This is a genomic window from Pseudomonas sp. AC112 (assembly GCF_979253545.1).
The window spans coordinates 5029598-5053220 of record NZ_CEEDCM010000001.1; the positions used below are offsets into that span (position 1 = coordinate 5029598).

General features: G+C 61.8%; 31 protein-coding genes. 15 read left to right on the plus strand and 16 right to left on the minus strand.

Annotated elements, in window-relative coordinates:
• Positions 1 to 97: 97 nt before the first annotated feature.
• Positions 98 to 1513, minus strand: a complete 1416-nt coding sequence (locus AC0IYN_RS23455) for a purine-cytosine permease family protein (RefSeq protein ID WP_457238907.1) — start codon at positions 1511 to 1513, stop codon at positions 98 to 100.
• A gap of 218 nt (positions 1514 to 1731) precedes the next feature.
• Between AC0IYN_RS23455 and AC0IYN_RS23460 the strand changes: the two genes are divergently transcribed.
• Entirely contained in the window at positions 1732 to 2643 is a 912-nt protein-coding gene (locus tag AC0IYN_RS23460; RefSeq protein ID WP_065907639.1) for a LysR substrate-binding domain-containing protein, read from the plus strand.
• Between the two features lie 122 nt (positions 2644 to 2765).
• Here the strand turns inward: AC0IYN_RS23460 and argE are convergent, their stop codons facing one another.
• From argE to AC0IYN_RS23480, 4 genes are read right to left on the minus strand one after another with little or no spacing between them, the layout of a single operon-like run.
• Positions 2766 to 3911, minus strand: a complete 1146-nt coding sequence (gene argE / locus AC0IYN_RS23465) for an acetylornithine deacetylase (protein ID WP_406598510.1) — start codon at positions 3909 to 3911, stop codon at positions 2766 to 2768.
• A complete protein-coding gene (locus AC0IYN_RS23470; protein WP_457267203.1) occupies positions 3908 to 4585 on the minus strand; it encodes a DUF1028 domain-containing protein in 678 nt (225 codons plus the stop codon). The genes argE and AC0IYN_RS23470 overlap by 4 nt, the downstream gene beginning before the upstream one ends.
• Before the next feature lie 10 nt (positions 4586 to 4595).
• On the minus strand, positions 4596 to 5006 hold the full coding sequence (locus AC0IYN_RS23475) for a RidA family protein (RefSeq protein WP_003207327.1): 411 nt from the start codon (positions 5004 to 5006) through the stop codon (positions 4596 to 4598).
• Between the two features lie 25 nt (positions 5007 to 5031).
• Positions 5032 to 6363 carry a flavin-containing monooxygenase gene (locus tag AC0IYN_RS23480; protein ID WP_406598511.1) on the minus strand — a complete coding sequence of 444 codons (1332 nt, stop codon included), beginning with the start codon at positions 6361 to 6363 and terminating at the stop codon, positions 5032 to 5034.
• Between the two features lie 139 nt (positions 6364 to 6502).
• On the opposite strand from AC0IYN_RS23480, the gene AC0IYN_RS23485 reads away from it, so the two are divergent.
• Entirely contained in the window at positions 6503 to 6937 is a 435-nt protein-coding gene (locus tag AC0IYN_RS23485; RefSeq protein ID WP_406598512.1) for a GNAT family N-acetyltransferase, read from the plus strand.
• Here AC0IYN_RS23485 and AC0IYN_RS23490 read toward each other — a convergent pair.
• Positions 6934 to 7536, minus strand: a complete 603-nt coding sequence (locus AC0IYN_RS23490; protein ID WP_471843484.1) for a response regulator transcription factor — start codon at positions 7534 to 7536, stop codon at positions 6934 to 6936. The two genes, AC0IYN_RS23485 and AC0IYN_RS23490, sit on opposite strands and share 4 nt — an antisense overlap.
• 115 nt (positions 7537 to 7651) lie before the next feature.
• On the opposite strand from AC0IYN_RS23490, the gene AC0IYN_RS23495 reads away from it, so the two are divergent.
• A complete protein-coding gene (locus AC0IYN_RS23495) occupies positions 7652 to 9265 on the plus strand; it encodes an ATP-binding response regulator (protein ID WP_406598513.1) in 1614 nt (537 codons plus the stop codon).
• On the opposite strand, the gene AC0IYN_RS23500 is transcribed toward AC0IYN_RS23495, so the two are convergent.
• Positions 9255 to 9590, minus strand: a complete 336-nt coding sequence (locus tag AC0IYN_RS23500; protein WP_406598514.1) for a hypothetical protein — start codon at positions 9588 to 9590, stop codon at positions 9255 to 9257. The genes AC0IYN_RS23495 and AC0IYN_RS23500 overlap by 11 nt on opposite strands.
• Positions 9591 to 9765: 175 nt before the next feature.
• On the opposite strand from AC0IYN_RS23500, the gene AC0IYN_RS23505 reads away from it, so the two are divergent.
• The gene (locus AC0IYN_RS23505; RefSeq protein WP_078048850.1) at positions 9766 to 10236 is read left to right on the plus strand and encodes a GNAT family N-acetyltransferase; all 471 of its coding nucleotides are present in this window, start codon (positions 9766 to 9768) and stop codon (positions 10234 to 10236) included.
• 31 nt (positions 10237 to 10267) lie between these two features.
• Here AC0IYN_RS23505 and AC0IYN_RS23510 read toward each other — a convergent pair whose 3' ends face one another.
• The gene (locus tag AC0IYN_RS23510) at positions 10268 to 10756 is read right to left on the minus strand and encodes an HIT family protein (RefSeq protein WP_406598515.1); all 489 of its coding nucleotides are present in this window, start codon (positions 10754 to 10756) and stop codon (positions 10268 to 10270) included.
• A gap of 125 nt (positions 10757 to 10881) precedes the next feature.
• Between AC0IYN_RS23510 and AC0IYN_RS23515 the strand changes: the two genes are divergently transcribed.
• Positions 10882 to 11211, plus strand: coding sequence for a DHCW motif cupin fold protein (locus tag AC0IYN_RS23515; RefSeq protein ID WP_471843488.1), 330 nt, complete (start codon positions 10882 to 10884; stop codon positions 11209 to 11211).
• Here the strand turns inward: AC0IYN_RS23515 and AC0IYN_RS23520 are convergent.
• Positions 11198 to 12229 (minus strand): NADP-dependent oxidoreductase, encoded by a 1032-nt coding sequence (locus AC0IYN_RS23520; protein ID WP_471843490.1) that lies wholly within the window; start codon positions 12227 to 12229, stop codon positions 11198 to 11200. The two genes, AC0IYN_RS23515 and AC0IYN_RS23520, sit on opposite strands and share 14 nt — an antisense overlap.
• An 86-nt stretch (positions 12230 to 12315) precedes the next feature.
• Here AC0IYN_RS23520 and AC0IYN_RS23525 point away from each other — a divergent pair, with 86 nt between their 5' ends.
• Positions 12316 to 13251 (plus strand): LysR family transcriptional regulator, encoded by a 936-nt coding sequence (locus AC0IYN_RS23525; RefSeq protein ID WP_406598518.1) that lies wholly within the window; start codon positions 12316 to 12318, stop codon positions 13249 to 13251.
• Positions 13252 to 13409: 158 nt separating this feature from the next.
• Here AC0IYN_RS23525 and AC0IYN_RS23530 read toward each other — a convergent pair whose 3' ends face one another.
• Both AC0IYN_RS23530 and AC0IYN_RS23535 read right to left on the minus strand, forming a co-directional pair.
• Positions 13410 to 13877 carry a copper chaperone PCu(A)C gene (locus AC0IYN_RS23530; RefSeq protein WP_099491718.1) on the minus strand — a complete coding sequence of 156 codons (468 nt, stop codon included), beginning with the start codon at positions 13875 to 13877 and terminating at the stop codon, positions 13410 to 13412.
• Positions 13877 to 14485 carry an SCO family protein gene (locus AC0IYN_RS23535; RefSeq protein WP_034106413.1) on the minus strand — a complete coding sequence of 203 codons (609 nt, stop codon included), beginning with the start codon at positions 14483 to 14485 and terminating at the stop codon, positions 13877 to 13879. Before AC0IYN_RS23535 ends, AC0IYN_RS23530 begins: the two co-directional genes overlap by 1 nt.
• Before the next feature lie 164 nt (positions 14486 to 14649).
• Between AC0IYN_RS23535 and AC0IYN_RS23540 the strand changes: the two genes are divergently transcribed.
• The 4 genes from AC0IYN_RS23540 (at position 14650) to AC0IYN_RS23555 (ending at position 17159) form a co-directional block, all read left to right on the plus strand.
• Positions 14650 to 15033 carry a DUF2946 domain-containing protein gene (locus AC0IYN_RS23540; protein ID WP_457238912.1) on the plus strand — a complete coding sequence of 128 codons (384 nt, stop codon included), beginning with the start codon at positions 14650 to 14652 and terminating at the stop codon, positions 15031 to 15033.
• Positions 15034 to 15095: 62 nt separating this feature from the next.
• Complete coding sequence (locus tag AC0IYN_RS23545) at positions 15096 to 15641, plus strand: putative natural product biosynthesis protein (protein WP_099491717.1); 546 nt, start codon at positions 15096 to 15098, stop codon at positions 15639 to 15641.
• Between the two features lie 297 nt (positions 15642 to 15938).
• The gene (pdxH, locus tag AC0IYN_RS23550) at positions 15939 to 16586 is read left to right on the plus strand and encodes a pyridoxamine 5'-phosphate oxidase (RefSeq protein ID WP_471843495.1); all 648 of its coding nucleotides are present in this window, start codon (positions 15939 to 15941) and stop codon (positions 16584 to 16586) included.
• Between the two features lie 30 nt (positions 16587 to 16616).
• Positions 16617 to 17159: a molybdopterin-binding domain-containing protein gene (locus AC0IYN_RS23555; protein WP_471843498.1), complete on the plus strand. Its 543-nt coding sequence runs from the start codon at positions 16617 to 16619 to the stop codon at positions 17157 to 17159.
• 130 nt (positions 17160 to 17289) lie between these two features.
• Here the strand turns inward: AC0IYN_RS23555 and AC0IYN_RS23560 are convergent, their stop codons facing one another.
• The 3 genes from AC0IYN_RS23560 to AC0IYN_RS23570 all read right to left on the minus strand — a co-directional run bounded on the left by AC0IYN_RS23560 (position 17290) and on the right by AC0IYN_RS23570 (position 18836).
• Positions 17290 to 17802 (minus strand): hypothetical protein, encoded by a 513-nt coding sequence (locus AC0IYN_RS23560; RefSeq protein ID WP_406598522.1) that lies wholly within the window; start codon positions 17800 to 17802, stop codon positions 17290 to 17292.
• A 213-nt stretch (positions 17803 to 18015) separates the two neighbouring features.
• Positions 18016 to 18294, minus strand: coding sequence for a hypothetical protein (locus AC0IYN_RS23565; RefSeq protein ID WP_406598523.1), 279 nt, complete (start codon positions 18292 to 18294; stop codon positions 18016 to 18018).
• 65 nt (positions 18295 to 18359) lie between these two features.
• Complete coding sequence (locus AC0IYN_RS23570; protein WP_406598524.1) at positions 18360 to 18836, minus strand: hemerythrin domain-containing protein; 477 nt, start codon at positions 18834 to 18836, stop codon at positions 18360 to 18362.
• Between the two features lie 266 nt (positions 18837 to 19102).
• Between AC0IYN_RS23570 and AC0IYN_RS23575 the strand changes: the two genes are divergently transcribed.
• Positions 19103 to 19309 carry a PLDc N-terminal domain-containing protein gene (locus AC0IYN_RS23575; RefSeq protein ID WP_078048840.1) on the plus strand — a complete coding sequence of 69 codons (207 nt, stop codon included), beginning with the start codon at positions 19103 to 19105 and terminating at the stop codon, positions 19307 to 19309.
• Between the two features lie 61 nt (positions 19310 to 19370).
• Here AC0IYN_RS23575 and AC0IYN_RS23580 read toward each other — a convergent pair whose 3' ends face one another.
• Complete coding sequence (locus AC0IYN_RS23580) at positions 19371 to 19931, minus strand: type 1 glutamine amidotransferase domain-containing protein (protein WP_471843503.1); 561 nt, start codon at positions 19929 to 19931, stop codon at positions 19371 to 19373.
• Between the two features lie 246 nt (positions 19932 to 20177).
• Here AC0IYN_RS23580 and AC0IYN_RS23585 point away from each other — a divergent pair, with 246 nt between their 5' ends.
• From AC0IYN_RS23585 to AC0IYN_RS23595, 3 genes are read left to right on the plus strand one after another with little or no spacing between them, the layout of a single operon-like run.
• A complete protein-coding gene (locus tag AC0IYN_RS23585; RefSeq protein WP_078048838.1) occupies positions 20178 to 20390 on the plus strand; it encodes a hypothetical protein in 213 nt (70 codons plus the stop codon).
• 2 nt (positions 20391 to 20392) lie between these two features.
• Positions 20393 to 20824 (plus strand): DNA methylase, encoded by a 432-nt coding sequence (locus AC0IYN_RS23590; RefSeq protein WP_406598526.1) that lies wholly within the window; start codon positions 20393 to 20395, stop codon positions 20822 to 20824.
• Between the two features lie 11 nt (positions 20825 to 20835).
• A complete protein-coding gene (locus AC0IYN_RS23595) occupies positions 20836 to 21558 on the plus strand; it encodes a DUF72 domain-containing protein (protein ID WP_457238926.1) in 723 nt (240 codons plus the stop codon).
• On the opposite strand, the gene AC0IYN_RS23600 is transcribed toward AC0IYN_RS23595, so the two are convergent.
• Positions 21523 to 22308 (minus strand): DeoR/GlpR family DNA-binding transcription regulator, encoded by a 786-nt coding sequence (locus AC0IYN_RS23600; protein ID WP_406598528.1) that lies wholly within the window; start codon positions 22306 to 22308, stop codon positions 21523 to 21525. The two genes, AC0IYN_RS23595 and AC0IYN_RS23600, sit on opposite strands and share 36 nt — an antisense overlap.
• 121 nt (positions 22309 to 22429) lie before the next feature.
• On the opposite strand from AC0IYN_RS23600, the gene AC0IYN_RS23605 reads away from it, so the two are divergent.
• The gene (locus AC0IYN_RS23605) at positions 22430 to 23590 is read left to right on the plus strand and encodes an alpha-hydroxy acid oxidase (RefSeq protein WP_457238916.1); all 1161 of its coding nucleotides are present in this window, start codon (positions 22430 to 22432) and stop codon (positions 23588 to 23590) included.
• Positions 23591 to 23623 lie beyond the last annotated feature (33 nt).

Sequence of the window (23623 nt, forward strand, 5' to 3'; positions counted from 1 at the left end):
ACCTCATCCCAACAGCAAAAACCACCCATGCCCCGGCCCTAAAGCCGGCGTATGGGTGGTTTCTGCAATCACGCTCTAAACGCGGCAGGCAGGAGCCTCAAACCCCTCCCACCAACTTCCCCCCGTCCATCCGACGCTTATACGCACTGTCCCGACTCGCCAACCAGAAGTACAACGGCGACGTCACCACCAACCCCACCACCCAAGACAAATCCGCGCCGTTGATGTGTTCCGAAATCGGCCCCACGTACAGGGGCGTGTTCATGAACGGAATCTGCACCACAATCCCAATCCCATATGCCAACAACGCCTGCGGGTTGTACCGGCCGTAGATCCCGCCGTCCACGCGGAAGATCGAGGCAATGTCGTACTTGCCCTTATGGATGGCGTAGAAGTCGATCAAGTTGATCGCCGTCCACGGCACCAGGACCACCAGCAACACCAGCACCATGTCGACAAAGTGGCCGATGAAGTCTTTCGAGGCGAACACCGCCGCAATCGCGCAGGCTGCCAGCACCAGGATCGAGATCACTGCACGGCTTTTTGCCGTGGGAATCCAGCGGTACGCAAAGGTCTGCACCAGGGTGATGATCGACAGCACGGCGCCATACAGGTTGAGGGCGTTGTGGCTGATCACGCTGAGCAGGAACAGCACCAGCATCAATGGGCCGATGGCGCCGGTGGCGAGTTTGACCGCGTCCATGGTGTCCATGCCGACCGGGGTGGCGAGGACGGCAACGGCGCCGAAGATGAACGACAGGCTGGAGCCCAGCGCCGAGCCGAGGTAGGTGGTCCAGAACGTGGAGGCAACCGGTACATCGGCCGGCAGGTAGCGCGAGTAGTCGGAGACGTAAGGCGCGAATGCGATCTGCCACAACGCCGCCAGCGACACGGTCGCCAGCACGCCTGCGATGTTGAATTCACCGCGCGTCAGGAAGTCCGTGGTCTGCACGTGGGTGAAGATGTAGCCGAACCCCAGCACGATCCCGGCGCCCAGCACCCAGGTGCCGATGCGGTTGAGCACGTGGATGAAGCGGTAGCCGATGATGCCGATGATCCCGGAACCGATCGCACCGATCACGATGCCCACCGGTACGGGCACGGCGTCGACCACGCCGTGCAGGGATTTACCCGCGAGCACGATGTTGGAGGCAAAAAAACCGATGTACATGACGCCGGCGATCACCACCACCAGCAAGGCGCCGAGGGAGCCGAACTGGGCGCGGCTCTGGATCATTTGCGGGATGCCCATCTGCGGGCCCTGGGCCGAGTGCAGCGCCATCAGCACGCCGCCGACCAGGTGGCCGACAAGAATGGCGACGATGCCCCACACCAGGTTGAGGTGAAACAGTTGCACACCCAGTGCGCCCGTGACGATGGGCAACGGCGCGATGTTGCCGCCGAACCACAGGGTGAACAGGTCTCTTACCTTTCCATGGCGATCTTCCGGGGGCACGTATCCAATCGTGTGTTTTTCGATAAGCGGGGCGGAGGATGTTGCAGTGGTAACCATGACGAGCTCCAAGGCAAGGTGAGTACGTTGACGTACTTCGCTGTGCGCCACCGGCGTGGCGCTTTGTTGTTGGTGTGATGATCTGCAATGGGCGCGGGGAGGTAAATTAGTAAGTTTGTTGCTATAGACCTTAAAAAATATAGCTCGCGCCTTGCCGCGCTCCGGTATGTTGCCTACACCTGTTTTGCGGGCGAAGTCCCACGTTTCTGGAGGCCCCGATGGCTGCCTATAACCTGCGCCAACTCAGATATTTCGTCACCACGGCCGAGTGCGGCAGTGTCGCCGAGGCGTCGCGCAAGCTGTATATCGCGCAGCCGTCGGTGTCCACGGCGATCAAGCAGCTCGAAGACAGCTTTGGCGTGCAGCTGTTTATCCGTCATCACGCCCAGGGCGTGTCGCTCACCCCCAGCGGCGCGCGGTTTTATCGCAAAGCGCTGGAACTGCTGCGGGTGGCCCATGAGTTCGAGCAAAACGCCCTGGCGGACAATGATGTGGTGGCCGGGCAGATCGATATCGGCTGCTTTGAAACCGTGGCGCCACTCTACCTGCCGCGCCTGATCGCCGGCTTCAAGGCGCGTTGGCCGGGGGTGGAGATCCGTATTCGTGATGGCGAACAGCAGGAACTGGTGCAGGCGCTGACGGCGGGCAGCATTGATGTGGCCATGCTGTTCGAGCACGACTTGGGCGCCACCATCGAGACCACGCCGTTGATGCCGCCGCAGCAACCTTATGCGCTGTTGCCAGCCGATCATCGCTTTGCGCAACAAGCCAAGGTGTCGCTGGCAGACCTGGTGCTGGAGCCGATGATTCTGCTGGACGTACTGCCCAGCCGGACCTACTTCGTGAGCATCTTTGAAGAGCGCGGGCTGACGCCGAATATCGTGTTCAGCTCGCCGTCGATCGAGATGGTGCGGGGCATGGTGGGGCGGGGGTTCGGCTTTTCGATTCTGGTGACCAAGCCGTTCACCGAGTACACCTATGATGGGCAAAAGGTGGCGTGTGTGCCGCTGGCGGAGACGGTGACCGGCTCAGGCTTGTCAGCGGTATGGTTACGGCGGGCGCCGCTGACCAAACCGGTGCAGCTCTTCGTCGACTACTGCCGCGAAGAACTCGCCCGCCTGCTCGGCTGACACAACCCTTGTAGGAGCCGGCTTGCCGGCGATGGTCGTCAACGATAACGCGGGAAACCAGATAAGACGCGGCGCCCTCACGTTTTTCGCCGGCAAGCCGGCTCCTACAGGGGAACGGTGAACTACGCGCGAATCGAGTCCAGCATCCGCCCCAGCATGGCGTCACACCCCGCCAGTTGCTCCAGGCTCACAAACTCATCCGGCTTGTGCCCCTGGTCCATGCTCCCCGGCCCGCACACCACCGTGGGAATGCCCACCGCGTCAAACAACCCACCCTCGGTACCAAACGCCACTGTGCCGAACGCCCGCGAGCCGGAAAACGCGGCGATCAACTCCGCCGCCTGGCTGCGCTCATCGGTGACCAACCCGGGGTACGCCGACAACTCGGTAAAGCGAATCGCACTCTGCGCGCTCACCGCCTGCATGCGCGGCAATACGTGTTGTTCGGCGTAGGCCTTCAGTTCGCCAGCCACTTCGGCTGGGTCCTGTGACGGCAACGCACGCACTTCAAAATCAAACCGGCAATCCGCCGGCACGATATTCAGCGCCTTGCCGCCGCTGATCACCCCGGTCTGGACCGTGCTGAACGGTGGATCAAAGCGCGCATCCTGTGTTTCTCGCAGGCGCTGGCCGATCCGTCCCAGCTCGCCGATCAACTCGGCGGCGTGTTCGATCGCATTCACTCCATAAGGTGCATAGGCCGAATGGCACGCCTCGCCATGCACGTCGCAGCGCATCGCCAACTTGCCCTTGTGGCCGAGCACCGGCTTGAGTTCGGTGGGTTCGCCGATGATGCACAGCATGGGTTTCACTGGCCGTTCTTCAAGCACCTTAAGTAACGAACGCACGCCCAGGCAACCGACTTCTTCGTCATAGGACAGTGCGATGTGCAGCGGCATCCGCAACGGCGCCGCGACCAACGCCGGCACCAGTGCCAACACGCAGGCGATATAACCCTTCATGTCGGCGGTCCCGCGGCCGAACAGCTTGCCGTCGCGTTCGGTCAGCTCGAACGGCGGTACGGTCCAGGGCTGGCCGTCCACCGGTACCACATCGGTGTGTCCCGACAGCACCATCCCCGGCAACTCAACCGGGCCCACGCTGGCAAACAAATTGGCCTTGCTGCGATCTTCGTTGTAGACCAACTCGCTGGATACCCCGAAACCGGCCAGGTAATCGCGTACAAACTCGATCAGTTGCAGGTTTGACTCGCGACTGGTGGTGTCGAACCCCACCAGCGTCTGCAGCAGTTCGCGGCTGCTGCTCATCGGTCGTCTCCCGCTACGCCGTAGCCGGGCGAGCGGTCCGGGGCGAGGGCGCGGTCGATGTAGTCCTGCACTTGCGGGCGATAGGCATCCCACAGCTTTTGCAATTCAAGGATCGGTTGTTCATCGGCCCAATCAACCCGCAAATTGATGATCGGCCAGGTCAGTTCGCCCACCACCACCAGCGCGGCGGAATGCACCGGGCCCGCTTCGCCACCGGCGGCAATGGCGGCGTGCATGGCCGCCAGCAACCGGTCCGCCAACTGGCCTTCGCCTTGTTCGAAGGCACTGACCATGGCCTCGATCACCGCACGGTCGGCAAGCATATTGCCCGCCGCCACGCACTGTTCACCCGACACGGCATGGTGGGTGCCGAGGGTTTCGCTGCCGCTGAAATGCACGCTACGCCCCAGGTGATCAATCGCCGTCAGTTGCCGGTACTGGCTGTAGCCGTTGCGGGTCAGGGCCGTGTCGATGGCCTCGGCGGGGGGCCGGCCTTGTTCCAACAGGTCGAGCACGTCTGGGCCCAGGGCCGGCAGCGTGATGTTCTGGGTCGACACGGCACCCACGCCTGGGCGCAGCCACGGGCAGCGGGCGCCCACCGCGATGCTCGACGAGCTGATGGCAATGCCCAGTTGGCCGGTTTCGGCGCACCGGCCGACGATTGAAAAGGTCATGTGCGGCTCCTTACTCGGGGATAACGGCGATCACATCGATTTCCATCAACCACTGCGGCTGGCCGAGGGCCGACACCACCAGCCCGGTGGAGATCGGGAACACGCCCTTGAGCCACTTGCCGACTTCCTGATACACCGGCTCGCGGTAGCGCGGGTCGATGAGGTAGGTGGTGGTCTTGACGATATGGCTGAGGTCGCTGCCGGCTTCTTCCAGCAGTTGCTTGACGTTTTTCATCGCTTGCTCGGCCTGGGCGCGCGGGTCGCCAAGGCCGATCAGGTTGCCGTCGAAATCGGTGCCGACCTGGCCGCGTACATACACGGTATTGCCGGCGCGCACGGCCTGGCACAGGTCGTTGTCCAGGCTCTGGTTGGGGTAGGTTTCCTTGGTGTTGAACATGCGGATACGAGTATGAGTAGGCATCAAAAAAACTCCGGCAATAAAGTGATCAGGCGCTGACAGGGGATGGGCGAGCCACCGGGGCGGCTTCGCGGTATTCAAGGTATTGGCGCTGGATGGCGATGTGGTCGGCGACGTACTTGGCGTCGTGCCACACACCCCAGATAAACGACGAGCCACGGCGTGACTGCCACGGCAGGCCCAGGAAGTAGATCCCGGCCTCGCTGGACACGCCGCGCTGGTGCTGGGGTTTGCCGGCGGCGTCGAAGGCCGCCACGTTCAACCAGCTGTAGTCCACCGCAAAACCGGTGGCCCAGATGATCGAGGTGACGCCGGCCTTGGCCAAGTCCAGTTCCAGGATCGGGTTCTTGATGCAGTCCGCGTCGGGGAATACGTGACGGGCTTCGGGCTCCAGCGGCAGGTCCAGGCCGTTGCGCTCGATGTAGGCATCGGCGGCATCCAGCAGGGCCAGGTAGTTTTCATCGCCGCGTGCGAGGTTTTCCACCAGGTTCGGCTGGAACGTGGCAACGTTGCCATTGAACGCTTGGGTCAGGCCGACCAGGGTCATGCCTTGCTGGGCCAGTTCGCGGAAGTCGATGGTCTTGCCTCCGTGTGCGCCGCTGACCGCAATGGTCACGTGTTCGCGGCCGGGCTTCATGGCGGCCTGGTCCCACTCGCCCAGTACACCCAGCCACCAGCAGAAGTCGCGGTGGCGGTAAGCGCGAGGCGGGCGGTCGTGGGCGCCGACCGAGAGGTACACCTGGCGCCCGGAGCGCTGCAATTCATCGGCAATCTGCACGCCGGATGAACCGGCACCCACCACCAGCACGGCGCCGGCTGGCAGTTGCGCGGGGTTGCGATAGTCGGCGGAGTGGATCTGGTGCAGCGCGGTGTCGTTGGGCGCGATGGCCGGGATCACCGGCTTCTGGAACGGCCCGGTCGCTGCCACTACCCGGTTGGCTTCGATCACACCTTCACTGGTGTGCACGGTAAAGCCAGGGCGGCCGACATTGCGGACCACCGACAACACGTCAACGCCGGTGCGGATCGGCGCATTGAACTTGCGGGCATAGGCTTCAAAGTAATCGGCCACGCGTTCCTTGGGGGCAAAGCCATCCGGGGCAACCGTGTCGAACTCCAGGCCGGGGAACCGGTCATGCCAGGCCGGCCCGTTGGCCACCAGCGAATCCCAACGCCCGGTGCGCCAGCGCTCGGCAATACGGCTGCGCTCCAGCACCACGTGGGGCACGCCTTGCTTGCTCAGATGCTCACTCATGGCCACGCCAGCTTGACCGGCGCCCACCACCAGGGTGTCTGTTTTTGTTATTGCTTCAGTCATGTCTCTGTCCTTGCGTAATGCAGTTGGATTCAGCGTTGGCATGACTTCAAGGCTAGGGGGAGGGGGGTTATAAATAAAATATTATTAAGCTGGGAAGTGAGCATAAATATCGGATGCAGAGCGCTGGGGCGCGTCACAAAAGTGTGCCAATCTGATCGGCCCTTCACCTCAGGCACAGCCCATGTTCAACCTTCGTGTGATGACCCCAGCCGACTACGACGCCGTTCTCGCCCTCATGCAAAATACCCCCGGCATCTCCCTGCGCGACGCCGACTCCCGCGAGGCCACCGAGCGCTATCTGGGACGCAACCCCGGCATGAGTTTTGTGGCCGAAGCCGAAGGCCAGTTGATCGCCTGCGTGATGTGCGGCCACGATGGGCGCCGTGGTTACCTGCAGCATTTGCTGGTACTGCCGGACTATCGCCGCCAGGGCATCGCACAGGCGCTGACGCAACGTTGCCTCGACGTGCTGGCGCAATTGGGCATCCACAAGTGCCACCTCGATGTGTTCAAGACCAACACCCGTGCCGCCCATTATTGGCAGGGTCAGGGCTGGACGCTGCGCACTGACATCGACCGCTATTCCTTCACCCGCCCCGGCGATGAAAACGCCTAGAACTCCCCGGAATACTTCACCGCGGCCGCCGCCCGGGAGGGCACATCCAGGGTGCGCAACAGCGACGACACATGGATGCGCACGGTGAACGGCGAGATAGCCAGGGCCTTGGCGATTTCCTTGTTGGTCTTGCCCTGGGCGATCAGGCGCAGCACGTCTTGCTGGCGAGCGGTGAGGGTGTGGGTGTCCAGGGGCAACAGGCCGGATGGGGCGAACTTGACCAGTACTTCACCGTCGCGGATCGCCAGCAGCGCCTGGCCGATCTCGTCGGGGGCGATGTTCTTGCCGATGAAGCCGTCCGCGCCCAGGGCCATCACCTGGTCGATCAACGCCGGGTCGTCCACCATCGACACCACGATCAGCGTGGTGCGCCGTAATTGCCGGCGCAGTTCGACCAGTTGGCTCATGCAGGTCAGGCCGGGGAAGCGCAGGTCGAGGATCAGCGTGTCGATATCGCCGCCTTCGCGGATCAACGCAAGCACGCTGTCGAGGTCGCCGGCTTCCTGCACCTGGGCGTGCGGTAGCAGGCGCTGCACGGTGCGCAGCATGCCTTCGCGGAACATCGGGTGGTCATCGGCGATGATGATACGGCCGGTCATTGGGGTGCTCCTCCCTGGGGCAGGGTTATGCCGTTGCATGCTACCTTACCACCGCGCCCAGGGCCTGCCTGTGGCGCATGACGGATTTGTTGATTGCCGCACAAGGACGTAACCCATGAGTCTTGAGACCAACTCCGAACTCGACCAGGCCAACCTGCGCATTGTGGTGGCCACCATCGCTGTCGTGTACATCACCGCACTGGGCTTTCTGCCCGGACAATCGATGGACACCTACCTGCCGGTGATCCTGTATATCGTCCTGTTCCTGCTCGCCTCCATCGTGTTGCGCCAGGTGATCGCACGTTGGCCCGGGCATTACCCGGCGCGGCGGATCTTCGGGATGCTCCACGACTACACCGGCACCTCGTTCGGCATGGTGGTGGGCGGCGAAGCGGCGTTGCCACTGTATGCGGTGATGGTCTGGGTCAACCTGGGCAATGGCATGCGCTATGGCTCGCGCTACCTGGCGATTGCCACGGCATTGGCGTTGCTGGCGCTGCTGGTGGTGTATCGGCTCACGCCGGTGTGGCAGGCACAGCCTTTCATGGTGCTGATGCTGATGATCACCAGCACGGTGATCCCGGTGTACGCGCATATTCTGTTGGAGCGCACGCGCAAGGCATCCGAGCAAGCCATCGCCGCCAACCTGGAAAAATCCCGTTTCCTCGCCCAGGCCAGCCATGATTTGCGCCAACCCATCCACTCCATCGGCCTGTTCACCGCGTGCCTGCGCGAAGCCCGGCTGGGCGATGAAGAGCGGCGCCTGGTGGATAACATCGACCGTTCGCTGCTGAACGTGTCGCAATTGTTCCGCTCGATTCTCGACCTCTACACCCTCGACAACGGCCGCCTGTTGCCTAAGTACCAGGCGGTGCACCTGGGCGAGTTCCTTGCCGACTTGGTGCGCCAGAACGCCGAGGCCGCGCGTTGGGCCGGGGTGGAGTTGCGCCTGCGGCCTTGCGCGCACTGGGTGCTGGTCGACCCGGCGCTGTTGGCGACGATGGTGCAGAACGTGCTGTCCAATTGCTTCAAATACGGTGCGCAACGCCCGGTGCTCATTGGCGTGCGCATTCGCGACGGCGGCTTGGCGGTGGAGATTCATGACCGGGGGCGGGGGATTGCCGAGGAGCATCTGTCAAAAGTCTTCGAGGAGTTTTATCGGGTACGCCACCTGCGTGACAAAGACGTTGAAGGCGTAGGCCTGGGGCTGTCCATCGTCAAGCGCCTGGGGCAGTTGATGGGGGTGCAAGTAGGCCTGCGCTCACGGGTGGGCCATGGTACTTCTGTAAGCCTGTATGGCTTGACCCTGGCCTCTGCGCCACGTGCCACGGCACCGCGCGACGACACGCGCCAGGCCGGGCTATTGACCGGTTTGAAGGTGTGCCTGGTTGAAGACGACCATAACGTACTGCTCGCCACCCAGGCGCTGCTGGAGCGCTGGGGTTGCGAGGTGCAGGCTGAGTCGTCGGGGCGCGACCTGGTCAGTGACTGCGACATCATCGTCGCCGACTACGACCTGGGTAACCACGCCACCGGTATCGAATGCATCGATGCCCTGCGCGAGCAACGCGGCTGGGCCGTTCCTGCGCTGATTCTCACCGGGCATGACGTGGAGAGAATCCAGGCCGCCTTGCACGACCGCCGGATCGCCATTCTCTCCAAGCCGGTGCGTCCCGCCGAACTGCGCGGCACCCTGCGGGACCTGAGCCAGCAGGCGGTTACTGGGTGAATCCCTGCAGTGCGTTGCCGCGTGCACCTTTGGGTTGGCAGTAGGCCGCAGGCTTCATCATGCCAAAGCTGGCCACGGCGAACATGCCGCCGCTGGCACCGCTGGGCACTGAGCAGTTGTACTCGCCGGAGGCGGCACTGGCGACGTAGTAGGTGGTCATCGAGTCGCTGCGCACATTGGAAATACGCTTGACCGGTTCGCCCAGGTTGGTCTCCGACAGCGTCTTGAGGTGATCTTCGGTAGGTTTGATGTTGCTGCAGCCGGCGACGCCGATGATCAGGGCGCCCAACAGGGTGAGGCGGGTAACGGAGGATTGCAGTTTCATGGTGCTTCTTCCTTGGGGTTGTTATGGTTTTTCCAGCGCACAACGCGCCCACGCGCAAGAAATGCACGGTGCCGGAGGAGCGCTGGAAGTGCCGGGGAATATAGCGCCGCAGGGGGGAGGGGTCGATTAGCACAAGTGTACTAGTGGCACGATGATTTCATGGAAGGAGATACACATGCTGGAGATCAAACGCGCCAACCAGGAACATGCCCAAGTGGCGTTCGACATCCGTTTGCAGGCCATTCGCAGCCAGTGCATCGGTGCCTACACGCAGGCGCAAATGCTGCTGTGGACGCGGGGTAAAGCCGAAGACGGCTACAGCGCGCTGATGGACAAACCGTTTTACCTGGGGTGGGTGCAGGGAGAACCGGTGGCCACCGGCATGCTTGATCCGGACAACAACGAAGTCGGCGCATTGTTTGTGTTGCCTGGGTTCACCGGGCGCGGATATGGCAAGGCGATGCTCGACCACTTGGAGAGCGTTGCGCGGGAACAGGCGATTGAAACCCTGGTGCTGGATGCGACGTTGAATGCGGCGAGTTTCTATCGGGCCTGTGGGTACGTGGGCGATGAGCAGGCGATTTACCATTCGCCGTCGGGTTTGCAGTTGGCCTGTGTCCCGATGACCAAACACCTGACCTGCTGATACCACAGGGGATCTGTTTTAAGCTGGGCTTTCACTCCGGTCTGAACGCAGCGCGCAATCGCGCGATCACCTGCTGCACGGATTCTCCCTGAACCGGCGGCGGCGTAGGGCTTTCCCCAAACTCCCGCCACACAAACAGCGTCAGTTCCGCGCCATCGGTCAAGGCCTGCGCCTGGCCCTGTGCGCCAAAACCTTGCAGCCGCCGATAGCGCTCATCCCGCCAGAACGCGTCCTCCACCCAGTCATACACCGGGATGAAATGAAAATGCAGCGGGAAGCCTGGCATGTGTCCGTAGCGGCTGATGTACAGCCATTTCGGCTCCAGTTGCGTCTCCATCACCCGCTGGATCTTTGCCAGCAACCCACCCAACTCTGCCAGCGCCGCTTCCGGCATTTCAGCCAGGGAGTGGGCCGGCGACTTGGCGCCCAGCATCAGGTAACCGGGCAGTGCGGACGCCAGGTGGTGGTTGAGCCGCCAGTGTTCGGTTTCGTAAAGGACGTAGGTGGGGTCGATCTGCATAAGCGTATCCGTGAGAGCCGTGCAGGCAGGATACCTGTATCCCACAAAAGCGCTTGATCTGTGTCTATCGGCTGTCGCTTCAGGTCGATAGCCTCAAGCCCTGCACAACCATCATTGAGCCCAACATGGATCTGAACGTTGTCCCCTTTGGCACCACCGACTGGTCCACGGTCGAACCGGTTTCTCACCCTGGTGTGACGGGCAATGCCATATGGCGCACCCGCCACTTCGGCACCACCCGCGTGCGCATGGTCGAATACACCCCCGGCTACCTGGCGGATCACTGGTGCTGGCGCGGGCACATTCTGTTGTGCCTTGAAGGCGAGTTGCACACGGAGCTGGAAGACGGCCGCCAGTTCACCCTGACGGCCGGAATGAGTTACCAGGTGGGCAATGACATGGAAGGCCATCGCTCTTCGACGCGTGTCGGGGCGCGGTTGTTTATTGTGGATTGAGGCGCACGATCAACTTGCCGAAGTTGCGTCCCTCCAGCAGTCCGATAAAGGCTTCGGGCGCCTGTTCCAGGCCGTCGACAATGTCTTCGCGCCATTTGAGTTTGCCGTTGGCGATCCACTGTGCGGCCTCTTTGAGGAACCTGCCCTGTTGTTGATCGACGAACTCGGTCTGGATAAACCCGCGTACGGTCAGGCTCTTGGCGAGAATGTCATGCATCGTGGCTGGCAGGCGATCAGCGGTGGCTTCCTGCAGGGCGCTATCGTTGTAGTGGGCGATCAGCCCGCACACCGGGATTCGCGCAAAGTCATTGAGCAGCGGCCGCACGGCATCCCAGACAGGCCCGGCGACGTTCTCGAAGTACACGTCGATGCCATTCGGGCATGCCCTGGCCAGTTGCTCGGCAAAGTCGGGGGCGCGGTGGTCGATGACCGCATCAAAACCCAGTTCGTCTTTCACAAAAGCACACTTGTCCGCCCCACCCGCAATGCCCACGGCTCGGGCACCGTGCAGGCGAGCGATCTGGCCGACCACCGAGCCCACGGCTCCGCTGGCGGCTGCGACGACCACGGTGTCGCCGGATTTGGGTTGGCCAATGTTGAGCAGCCCGGCGTATGCCGTGAAGCCCGGCATGCCTAGCACGCCGAGGGCCGTGGTAAGGGGCGCGATGCTGGGGTCGAGGCGGCGCAGGTCGTGCCCGTCAGACACGGCAAAGCGCTGCCAACCGGCGTAGGCCAGCACGAGGTCACCTTCGTGCCAGTCAGCGTGACGCGAGTGCGTGATACGCGCCACGGTGCCGCCCACCATCACTTCACCGATGCCGACGGGTTCGGCGTATGACTTGGCGTCGCTCATGCGCCAGCGCATGTACGGGTCGAGGGACAGGTAGAGGTTTTCCAGCAGCACCTGGCCATCGGCAGGCGAGGGTATCGCAGCGTATTCGAGGCGAAAGTCGCTGGTTTTCGGGCGCCCGTCGGGGCGAGCAGCCAATACGATGCGTGGGTTACGGGTGTATTCCATGATGTTTGACTCACTGGTTGAACAGGCTGGGCAGCGTAGTCATCCGATGGATATCAGGGTAGGGTGATAGCAGTTGATTCAGAGTTATGCCAAACATGATATCCGATGCCTTCGAACCCTATTTACTGCGCACCTTTGTCGCGGTGTGTCACCACGGCAGCCTCAGTGGCGCCGCGCAACAAGCGGGCAGGGCGCAATCGGCGCTGAGCGCACAGATTCGCCGGCTCGAAGAACTGCTCGGGCAACGCCTGCTGCGTCGCACCGGGCGGGGTGTGGTGCCGACCACCGAGGGCGAACTGTTGCTCAGCTACGCCACGCGCATCCTGGCGCTGGGAGAGACGGTGGCGACACGTCTCAAGGAGCGCACGGTAATGGGCACCGTGCGCGTCGGCCTTTCGGAAGACGTGGCGGTCTCGGCTTTACCGGCCGCGCTGGGGCGGTTGCGGCGTGCCAGCCCGCACGTTCACATGGATATCACCGTGGACCACGGCGATGCCCTCGCCGAACGCTGGCACGATGGCTTGCTCGACGTGGCGATTGGTGTGAGCTCGGTGTTTGCCGCCGACCCCGTGCATACCTGGAACATGCCCTTGTATTGGGTAAGCGGGATCGACGATGAGATCGACCCGGCACTGGCGTTGGATGTGATCGTGTATGCCGAGCCCTGCGCGTGGCGGCGCCTGATGTTTGATGCGTTGTTGAGCGCCGGTCGGGACTTCCGCGTGGCCGTCACCAGCCCGAACATCGGTGTGATCATGGCGGCGGTGGAGAGCGGCTTGGGGGTGGCCTTGCTGCCTGCCGAGAATATTCGTTCGGACACCATGCGCGTGATCGCCCTGGGGCCCAACGCTAACCCGGCGTTGAGCGTCAACTACGGGTTGTTTGCGGTGCCGCGCCAGACCGACAGCATCCGCGCCACGGTGGCGTTGCTCAGCGAGAGTTTTCACCTGATGACGCAGCCAAGGGCAAGTGGCCTGATCCCTTTCGATACAGCCCACCCAACTCCCGCGCCAAGCCGATAAAACGCTCGTTTTGGTGTGGTGAGCGGGCTTGCCCCGCGTTGGGCTGCGTGGTTGGGGCCGCTTCGCGCCCCAGCGCGGGGCAAGCCCGCTCACCACAACAAGCCTGCTCACCACAACAGAACTGACAAACCTTCCGAGCCCGTCAGCCACAGCCCCCCTTAATGCATCTTGCTGTGATCCATCCCATCCAGGCCACGGGCAGGCGCGGTGACTTCAATCGCCTGCTTCTCGCCCTTGGCGTTTTGCACGGTCAGGGTCAGGGGGATCTGGTCGCCTTCCTTGATCTGGCGGGTCAGGCCCATCAGCATCACGTGGTAACCGTCGGGGTCGAGGGTCACGGCCTTGCCGGCAGGCAGGGCTACCGAGTCCACTGGGCCCATGCGCATTACGTCGTCCTTCATGCTCATTTCATGGATCTGCACGTCCTTGGCCACTGGCGAGGCCACGCTCAGCAACGTGCTGTCGCTGTCGGCGGTGACGGTCATGAAGGCGCCGCTGGACGGCTGGCCCGGCACACTGGCGCGTACCCAGGCATCGGTGACTAGCACCTGGGCGCTGGCGTGGGCGGCGAGGCCCAGCAAAGTCATGCCGACCAGGGCGCGTTTGAGGTGTTGAACGGCAGTCATTAGCAGACCTCCATGACGGTGAGCAGGTCTTCTGCGCACTCTTTAGCAGTAAGGGATGCCTGCAAACCCAGGCGCAGGTTGCCACGGGTATCGAACACGAAACTGGTGGCGGTGTGGGACAGGGTATAGGTGTCGCCGGCGGGAATCTTTTCATAAAAGATCCCGAATTCCTTGGCGGCCACGGCGATTTCTTCCGGGGTGCCGTACAGCGCTTCGAAGCTGGGGTCGAAGGCCTTGACGTACTTGTCGAGAATCTCGGGCGTGTCGCGTTCCGGGTCCAGGGTGATAAACACCACTTGCATGATTTCGCCGTCGCGGCCCATCAGCTTCTTGGCCTGGGCGGCGCGCGCCAGGGTGGTCGGGCACACGGCCGGGCACTGGGTGAAACCGAAGAACACCACCGGCATCAGGCCACGGTACGAGCTGAGGGTGACGGTCTCTCCGTCGGTATTCTTGAGCTTGAAGGTGCGACCCATGATCTTGTCGCTCAAGTCCTTGCCGTACTTGAAGTTCAGCTTGGGGCTGTAGTCACAGCCGCCCAGCAGGCTGCCCAGGCCCAACAGGCCCATACCGGTCAGCACTTTGCGGCGGGTGAATAACGTACTCATCAACTGTGCATCCTGTGAAGCGCCTGCATTGCTCTGGATCAATACGTCAGGCTTTGAGGGCGCCCAGTCTACCAACCCTGGGAAGCGCACGTAATCTGCGACGTTCTGCCACAGGGGCATGCCGCGCTTCATCCTTTTGCGGCTCTGGTGGTAGAGTCGCCGCCATGAAATTGAGCCACCCCAACCGTTCCCTGATTGCCTGGGCCCTGTACTTCTGCGTGCTGATGAACCTGTTCGTCTGCGGTTTGGGGCATGGGCAGATGACGGGCCAGGCACTCAATGGCATCGGCGGGGCGTTCTGTTCGGTGGACGGCAAGCAGGCGCCACTTTCCGACAAAGGGTTGGGCAGCCCGTCTTCCAGCAACATCTCGAACTACTTTGCCTGCCCCGTCTGCAACGCTTTAACCGTTGCGCTGGTGTTTCTGGTCGGCCTGGCCTGGTTGTTGGGCCTGGAGCGCACCCCGCGACCGGCCCATGAGCGGCGTAACAAGGCGCCGCCACGCTATGCCTGGCCCTCGGCCAACCCCCGCGCTTCCCCCGCATTCTGACGTATGCCCTGGGCCTCCTGAGACCAGGAGGCGTTCCATCGTCATGAATGTGAGTGCGTGTCATGAACCACCTGTTGCCCGCAGGCGCCCGCCGCCTGGTCAGCACGGCGTCCCGTCGCCTGCACGCGGAACCCGCGCCGCCTGAATACCCCAGCAATTGCCGCAGCTTCGTGCACCTGGATGCACGCCTGTTGCCGTATTGGCACACCCTGTTCGATATCTGCCCGGCGCTGCTCAAGCTCGACCCGCCCGAGGGCCTGAACCTGTTTCGCAGCTTTATGACCTGGGCCTATCGGCACCGGCCGCCACGGGATTGGACCTACCATTTGAACGTCTGCCGCTGGCTGCTGGGTTCGGCGTATCGGTCGCAGATCGATGCCGAACCCATCGAGGCCTTCATGGCAGCAGCGGCCGCGCGCTGGGTCGACACGGATGACACCCCGGCCCAGGGCGTGGTCCTGGCCTGGCAGGGCTCGACGGTGTTCGACTGGAAGCGCGCCGCGTTGGCGGGCGCCGAACAGCAGGCGCTGCCGGGCACGCAATGGGATTTCGCCTGGTGCCCCTTGAGTGCCCGGGGCGGGTTCAGCGGCTGGTTGCCGGTGCCGTGAGGTGCAGGCGAATCCACGTGCCCATATCGGTCACGGCGATGTGCTGCCGAGCGTTGAGCGTCACGGCGGGGGGGATTCCGTTGTGGACTTGGGTGGAGAAGGGGGAGGCTAACCCGGCGTCCTGCTGGGCTAGCCACGGATTCAAGCCTGCGTTCGGCCAGCGTGGTTGGCGGGGCGCTTGAGATCAAGATCGAAAAGCCGTGTGCGGCGTCATGCCGCGGTTGGGGGTTGATCGTGGTCAAGAAGTGGCGAGGTGGCAGTTCCCACACTGTGGGGAATTTCCTGGAGGACTGCGCCATGCCTTTGTCTCTTGCGCAAATGCGCCGCAACTACACGCTTTATGGTCTTCGTGATGATTGTCCGCAGGCGGATCCGTTGGTGTTGTTTGGTCAGTGGCTGGAGCAGGCACGCAAGACTGAGCTGCCGCCGGCCGAGGCTAATTGCATGGCCCTGGCGACGGTGGACAGTCAGGGGCATGCCCATTGCCGCATGCTGTTGCTCAAGGGGTTCAGTGCGCAGGGGTTTTTCTTTTTTGGCCATTACCAGAGTGCCAAGGGCCAGGAGTTGGCCGGCAATCCCCATGCCGCCATGACGTTTTTCTGGCCGGGGCTGGAGCGTCAGGTGCGTGTCGAGGGGGCGGTGGTGAAGGCCGATGCCGAGCTATCGGACGATTACTTCGATGCACGTCCGGTTGCCAGTCAGTTGGGCAGTTGGGCCTCACCCCAGAGTCAACCTCTGGTCCATCGCAGTGAGTTGGAAGGGCGGCTGCGTGAAGTCACCGAACGCTTCGCCGGGCGCCAGCCGCCACGGCCCGAGCACTGGGGAGGCTACTGCCTGCAACCCCGGCGTATCGAGTTCTGGCAAGGCCGCCCCGACCGTTTGCATGACCGTCTCGACTATCGCTTGCACGACGGCGTGTGGCAGCGCACGCGCCTGGCGCCGTGACGGTATTTTTCAACACCGGGAGGCCGGCTCGTGACCCGGTGTGACAGCGGCGAATGGCTGCCGATGGAGGAGGCCATTGACCGGTTGCTGGCCCAGTCACCGTCACCTCCGTCCACCGAAGTGGTTGCGTTGACGGATGCCCTCGGACGGGTGATGGCTGAAGATGTGTTTTCACCCCGCGACCTGCCGCGCTGGGACGACAGCACCACGATCGGCTATGCCCTGCGTGCGCTTGACGTGCCTGAGCAGGGTGGTTATCTGCATGTAGTTGAGCGGCTCGCTGCCGTGGATGGCAAGGATGGGTCGTTACAGGCCGGGCACGCTGTACCGATCGTTACCGGCGCGCCGCTGCCGCAGGGTGCTGACAGCGTGGTACCCCAGGCGCGTTGCCGCGTCTACGGCCAGCGTATCTGGTGCCCACCCTTGCGCCGGGGCGAGCAGGTGCGCAAGCGTGGCGGGACGCTGCAACGCGGGCAGCGCGTGGTGAGTGCGGGCATGCGCCTGCGTGCCCTGGAAATTGGCTTGCTGGCCGCTGCGGGCATTCCTAGGGTCAAGGTGTATCGGAGGGTGTGATAGCCGAATCTCTGGAGGGGATGTCTCTACAAAAAAGCAGGCTTCTGCTCGTTGACCAGCATACGGCAAGCCCGCGCTATTCACTTTAGACCTGACTTGGACTGCGCAGTCGTCTAGTCAACACAACGCCTCAAATGGCAGCGTTTTTGAGTTTGCCGCAGAAAAGCGCACGTACGTTACAGCTGTTGTGAGGGCCGATATCTGGCACACCGCTACCCGTATGGCAGTAGAGTTTCATCTCATAGCCGCGCTGAACGATCCTGTTGTCGGATTCCTCCAGTACGCGCAACTCTGGCTTGTGGACGGCCCAGCCCTTACCTCCACCCTCAGTGCCCGACGCCAGGATCATCAGGCCATTGGGAACGTCTGCGTCGGACATCACTGCGTTGGCTGAGCCTCCGCTCCATCTGCCGTTGTGTTGAACGTAAGTCGTGTCCAATTTCAGGTTTTTCGGGAATTTGACCAATGTCGGTATGGCTGCAACTTTTGCTTCGTCAAATTTCTTGCTGTCCTCTCCATAAGCTTCTCCCAGGTAGGTGAACCCCTCGGGGCATTTTTTTTCTTCCGAGAAGGCTGGATAAGTCGCTGACGACAGTAACGCAGCGCTTACAAGTCCAATGCTGGCCCGTTTAAATGACTTCATTTGTACTCTCCTTATTGACGATGATTGTTATCTGCGTAACCCAAAAGGGCTACGCAGATAAGCGTAGTGCAGCGCGTCCTGGGCTGCGTTAGACCTGGTCGTGCACTCGTCAATAGCGTCAGGGTCTCGCAAGGGGCTCAACTGCGGGAGGAAGGTGATTGGTATCAACATGGCGACTGGGGGCTCGCGCCCGAGCCGCCTGCAGATGAACCGTCAACTGCCTGAGCGGGGTTTGTCTTTGCTGGGTTTATGGGTATCAGCAGGCTTGACCGATTTGGTCGGCTGCTTGTCGGTGTCTTTGGTCTTCTTGGTACTGTCGGAAGGGCTGCTGGGGTAGGTCCCCGGCGGCAGCGCGGAACCGGCAGCGCTGTCGCCACTCAGGGCATTCGCGGAAGATTCGGGGTTATCGCCGAATGCGGCGAAGGCAGGGCCGGTGAGCAGGGCTGACAAGCCAACGATAAGCAAGATCCTGTGGGACGATCTGGTCTTCATGACGCAATCCCCTCGCGTGATGGGTCAAGAGCCTGGATCAGTCCCAGGCTCTGGACATGCCTCGATCAAGCCGCCATTGGCTTGGTCGACTGCAATTTTTTATGCGCTGCTTTCATCGCTTCCATTTCAGCGCCCAACTCTTCAAGCAGTGCTTTGCCCAGCAGCTTTTTAGCCTGCGGGAACATCTCGGTTTCTTCTTCTTCGATGTGGTGCTCCAGCAACTCCTTCACCACTTTGACGCGACCGGAAAACTCCGTGGTGGCGGGCTCGGTCTGTTTCAGGTCCGGCAGCACCAGGGAGTCCACCGTGCGGTGCTCTTCCTTGGCTTCGTGGTACATGATGTCCTGTTCCTTGCCACCGGCCTTCCTGAACGCCGGGTAGAGGATTTCTTCTTCCAGTTTAGTGTGCAGGCTGATTTCCGCTTCCAGCTTGGCCAACAGCTCAGTGCGTTTTTTTACCCCGCGCTCGGTGGACTCACTCAACTGAGTCAGCAGGGCCTTTACGCGTTCGTGGTCAGCTTTGAGCAGGTCAATGGCATTCATGGGTGACACCTCACGGGAAACTCAGGGCGTGTCGACATGCACGCCTCGTCCAGTACAGCTGTGCATCAGTTGTACCAACTTGAGCTATTGGTAATTCACCAGGTAATTCAAGGGGCTACGAGGACGGGAGGGTTGTGCCGGTCGTGCAGGTTGCATGGTCGGTCGGGTGGGACGTTGCATTCCACCACCCCGGGACGTTTGCGCAAATTTTAATGAACCCTCGCGCCCGATGCTTGACCTAACGTATACGACCTAGGAGGTGAAGCATGGAAATTCAATATGTCTGGATCGGCTTGGCGGTGATTCTGCTGCTGCTGGAATTGTGGGCGATCAATGTCGTGCTGCGTAGTACGGGGGGCTGGGAAACAAAAGGATTGTGGTTGGTGGTGCTTATTTTTGTACCGCTGCTGGGCCTGATTGCCTGGGCGATGTTCGGGCCGAAACGCGAGATGCCGGAACAGCGTAAAAGCTGAGGTCAGGGTTGACACAAAACAGGCGCCATCGAGGCGCCTGTTTTCGTTGCGCTATGAAAAATCAGCCCGCCAGAGCCTTGGCAATGGCTTCATTGAAGGCTGGCAGATCATCCGGGGTGCGCGAGGTAATCAAGGTCCAGCCATTGGCCATGCACTGCTTGACCTCGGCGTCGACCCATCCGGCGGCGCCGGCGTTTTCCAGGTCAATCCGCACGCTTTTGTAGGAGGTGAGGGTCTTGCCCTTGATCACGCCGGCATCGATCAGTGCCCATGGGCCGTGACAGATCGCTGCCACGGTTTTGCCCGCCTGCACGAATTCGTTGATCAGCTTCAGCGCGGCCGCATCCTGGCGCAACGTGTCGGCATTGACGGTGCCGCCGGGAATAACCAGCGCATCGAAATCGGCGCCGGAAAGTTCGGACAGCTTCGCGTCGGACTCCACCGTCTGGTCCTTCTCGGTGTCGCCGACGAAGGTCTGGGTGGTGCCGCCTTTGCTGGAACCGTGGGTCACGGTTGCGCCATAACCGCGCAGTGCGTCCAGGGGCTTGAGCAGTTCATCGCGCTCGATGCCGGTATTGGAAGTGATGACCAGAATCTTCTTGCCGTTGAGGTGTGAACTCATGATCGAGTGTCTCCTGATGGGTGAGCGAAGGATGGGATATGGGAGAGTTGATTCGGCGAGGGCGGCAAAGGTTTAAATTAATTTGCGCTTATTTCCTGGGCGGTTGGCACGGGCAATTTCCTTGAACTATCCAAACCGGCAGGCCTCTGCTGCTTAAGTGCATGCCACTTTTTACGAGAGTGCTCGCCACTTTTTTCGAGAATGCCCGCCACTCTTTGCGGGCCTTCATTTGACAGGAGACACACCATGACTGCCGACAAAACCCCAGCCCCCATCAGCTCGGAAGAAGCCCAGAAAGGTACGGAAAAACCAGCCAAGGGCCAGACCCTGGAACGCCCGAATCCGAAGACCGAAACCGTCGACAAAGTGCTGACGCCTACCTCGATCAAGGACACCGAACGCCAGACCGATGCCATCAACGAACAGGCCGCTAAGGCCGAGCGCAAGCTGGGCCACTGAGCATGGCCCGTTCAATCACCGCCTCAGAGTTGGGCATCGAACTCAAGCCCGACGATGACAGTGGCCTGTTCAAGTGGTTTATCGCCAGCTTCCTCATGGGCAAGCGTATCCAGGCACCGATTGCCGCGCAGGCCTACAAGGTGATCGTGGAAGAGCAGGGTCGCGACACCGCGCGCAAGCTGCAGCACTGCACATCGCGTGAGTTGGTGGCCATGCTCGGACGCGCGCACTACGTGCGCTATGACGAAACCACCGCGCAACGTTTGCTCGACCTCAGCGCCAAGTTGAGCGCCGAATACGCTGGCAAGATCACCCACATGCGCAGTGCCAGCGAAAGCCGTGAAGCCTTCGAAAGACGCCTTGGCGAATTCGACGGTGTGGGCCCCAAGACCATCGAGATTTTCATGCGCGATGCCGCCAAGGTGCTGTTTTGACGGCCACCCTGATGGTGGGCTGTGCCGGTTGGAGTTTGCCGCGTGAATACTGGCCGGCGTTTGCCGGCGAGGGCACGCATTTGCAGCGCTATGCGTCGCGCTTCAATGCGGTGGAAATCAACAGCTCGTTCTATCGCCCGCACCAGGCGAAGACGTATGCGCGGTGGGCGCAATCGGTGCCGCCCGGCTTTCGTTTTTCGGTCAAGATGCCTAAGTTCATCACCCACGAATTACGCCTGCAAGGCTGCGAGGTCGCACTCGATGAGTTTCTCGGTCAATGCCAGCACTTGGGCGCGCAACTGGGCTGTCTGCTGGTGCAATTGCCGCCTTCGCTGAGCTTTGAACCGGGCGTGGCCAGCGCATTTTTCACAGCACTGCGCGAGCGTTTCGCGGGTGCTGTGGTGCTGGAGCCACGGCACGCGAGTTGGCTTGCTGCCGAGGAATTATTGCAGGGCCTGCAGATAGGGCGAGTAGCGGCCGACCCGCCAGTGATTGAATCGGGCGATGCCCCGGCCGGTTGGCAGGGCGTGCGTTACTGGCGTCTGCATGGATCGCCGCGTCTCTATCACAGTGCCTACGGGCCTGAACGCGTCCAGGCGTATGCGCGTGTGTTGAGCGCCTCTGTGGAAGAGGGCATTCCCACCTGGTGCATCTTCGATAACACCGCCAGCGGCCTGGCCACCTCCGACGCGCTGTCGCTACTCGACCTCTACCCGCAGCACTTCCAACCCTAGCTGCTCATACGCCTCCACACTCGGCACATGCCACTCGGTGATCAACGTGTGAATGCGACTGCACGGCGCCACCACAAAGGGCTCCACCGCGCCGAGCTTGTCCGCCATGGTCACCGCCACCACGTGAGACGCGCTGTCGAGCAAGGCCTGCTTGACCGCCACCTCATCAAAATGCAGCGAGCTGATACCCACCTGCGGGTGTAGCGCGCACACCCCCGTAAACAGCAGGTCGGCCTTGATGCCCTGGATCAGCCGCACGGTCTCATGGCCGCTGGTGGACAGCGTCGCCGGGTTGAGTTGGCCGCCGGCGAGAATCACTTTGACATCGGGATGGTCGGCCAGGGCGATGGCGATCATGGGGGACGGCGTGACCACGGTCAGGCGGATCGAGCGCGGCAATGACTGGGCGATCTGCAGGGTGGTGGAGCCGGAATCGAACAACACGATCTGGCCATCTTCCACGCGGTCGGCGGCCAGTCGTGCGAGGTGGCGCTTGGCCTCGTTGGTCTCGCCGACGCGGGTGAAGAAGTCTTTGCCGGTGTCCTTGGGCCGGGGCAGGGCGCCGCCATGCACGCGTTGCAACAGGCCGGCGGCGGCGAGTTCACCGAGGTCGCGGCGGATGGTGTCCTGGGACACGGCAAAGTGTTCCACCAATTCCGAGGCGGTGACTTTGCCATCGCGCTCCAGCAGCAACAGGATCTTCTGTTTGCGCAGGGAAGGCAGGTCGATATCGTGATGAGTGTTGTGCATGGTTTTGCGTCTTTGTGCGGGTTTGTGCAAGATTAGTCGCCGCGCGATCTGAACGCAATGGCTGGTTGTGCAGCCGATGGGCGGTTACTCTCAGTGTTCAGTTCAGGGAGAGGTGACCTAGATGTCGTTGATCACAACCATCGAAGACTTACGCAAGCTTGCGCAAAAACGTGTCCCACGGATGTTCTACGACTATGCCGATTCCGGCTCCTGGACTGAGAGCACCTACCGGGCGAATGAAAGCGATTTTGCCAGCATCAAGTTCCGCCAGCGCGTCGCGCGCAACATTGATGAGCGTTCGATACGCACCCGCATGATCGGCCAGGACATGGCCATGCCGGTGGCGCTGGCGCCTACCGGGTTAGCCGGCATGCAGCATGCCGATGGCGAGATCCTGACCGCCCGCGCCGCTGCTGCATTTGGCCTGCGCTACACCTTGTCGACCATGAGCATTTGCTCCCTGGAAGACATCGCCGAACACGTCGGCCAACCGTTCTGGTTCCAACTGTATGTGATGCGTGACCGGGCCTTCATCGAGCAACTGATCGAGCGCGCCAAGGCGGCCGGTGTGGATGCATTGGTGCTGACCCTCGATTTGCAAATCCTCGGGCAACGCCACAAGGACTTGATCAACGGCTTGTCGGCGCCGCCCAAGCTGACCCTGCCCAATCTCCTCAATATGGCCACCAAGCCGCGCTGGGTGATGGGGATGCTCGGCACTAAACGTCGTGGCTTTGGCAATATCGTCGGGCATGTAAAAGGCGTGGCCGACATGAGTTCGCTGTCGTCCTGGACGGCTCAGCAATTTGACCCGCGCCTGAGCTGGGACGATGTGGAATGGATCAAGAAGTGCTGGGGCGGCAAATTGATCATCAAGGGCATCCTCGATGTGGAAGACGCGCGTCTGGCCGTGAATGCCGGGGCCGACGCACTGGTGGTGAGCAACCACGGTGGTCGTCAGCTCGATGGCGCACCGTCGAGCATCAGCCAACTGCCGGCAATCGTGGCGGCGGTGGGTGAGCGCATCGAGGTATGGCTGGATGGCGGTATTCGGTCCGGCCAGGATGTGCTCAAGGCGATGGCATTGGGGGCCAAAGGCACCATGATCGGCCGGCCGCATTTGTATGGCTTGGGGGCGATGGGTGAGGCGGGTGTGACCAAGGCGCTTGACATCATCGCCCGTGAGTTGGACGTGACGATGGCGCTGTGTGGCTATAACGATATACGCGAGGTGAATCGCGAGATTTTGTTGCCGGGTACATTTCCTGAAAGCGTTTATTGAGCAAAAAAAACGTAAAAAAATAAAAAGAGTTGT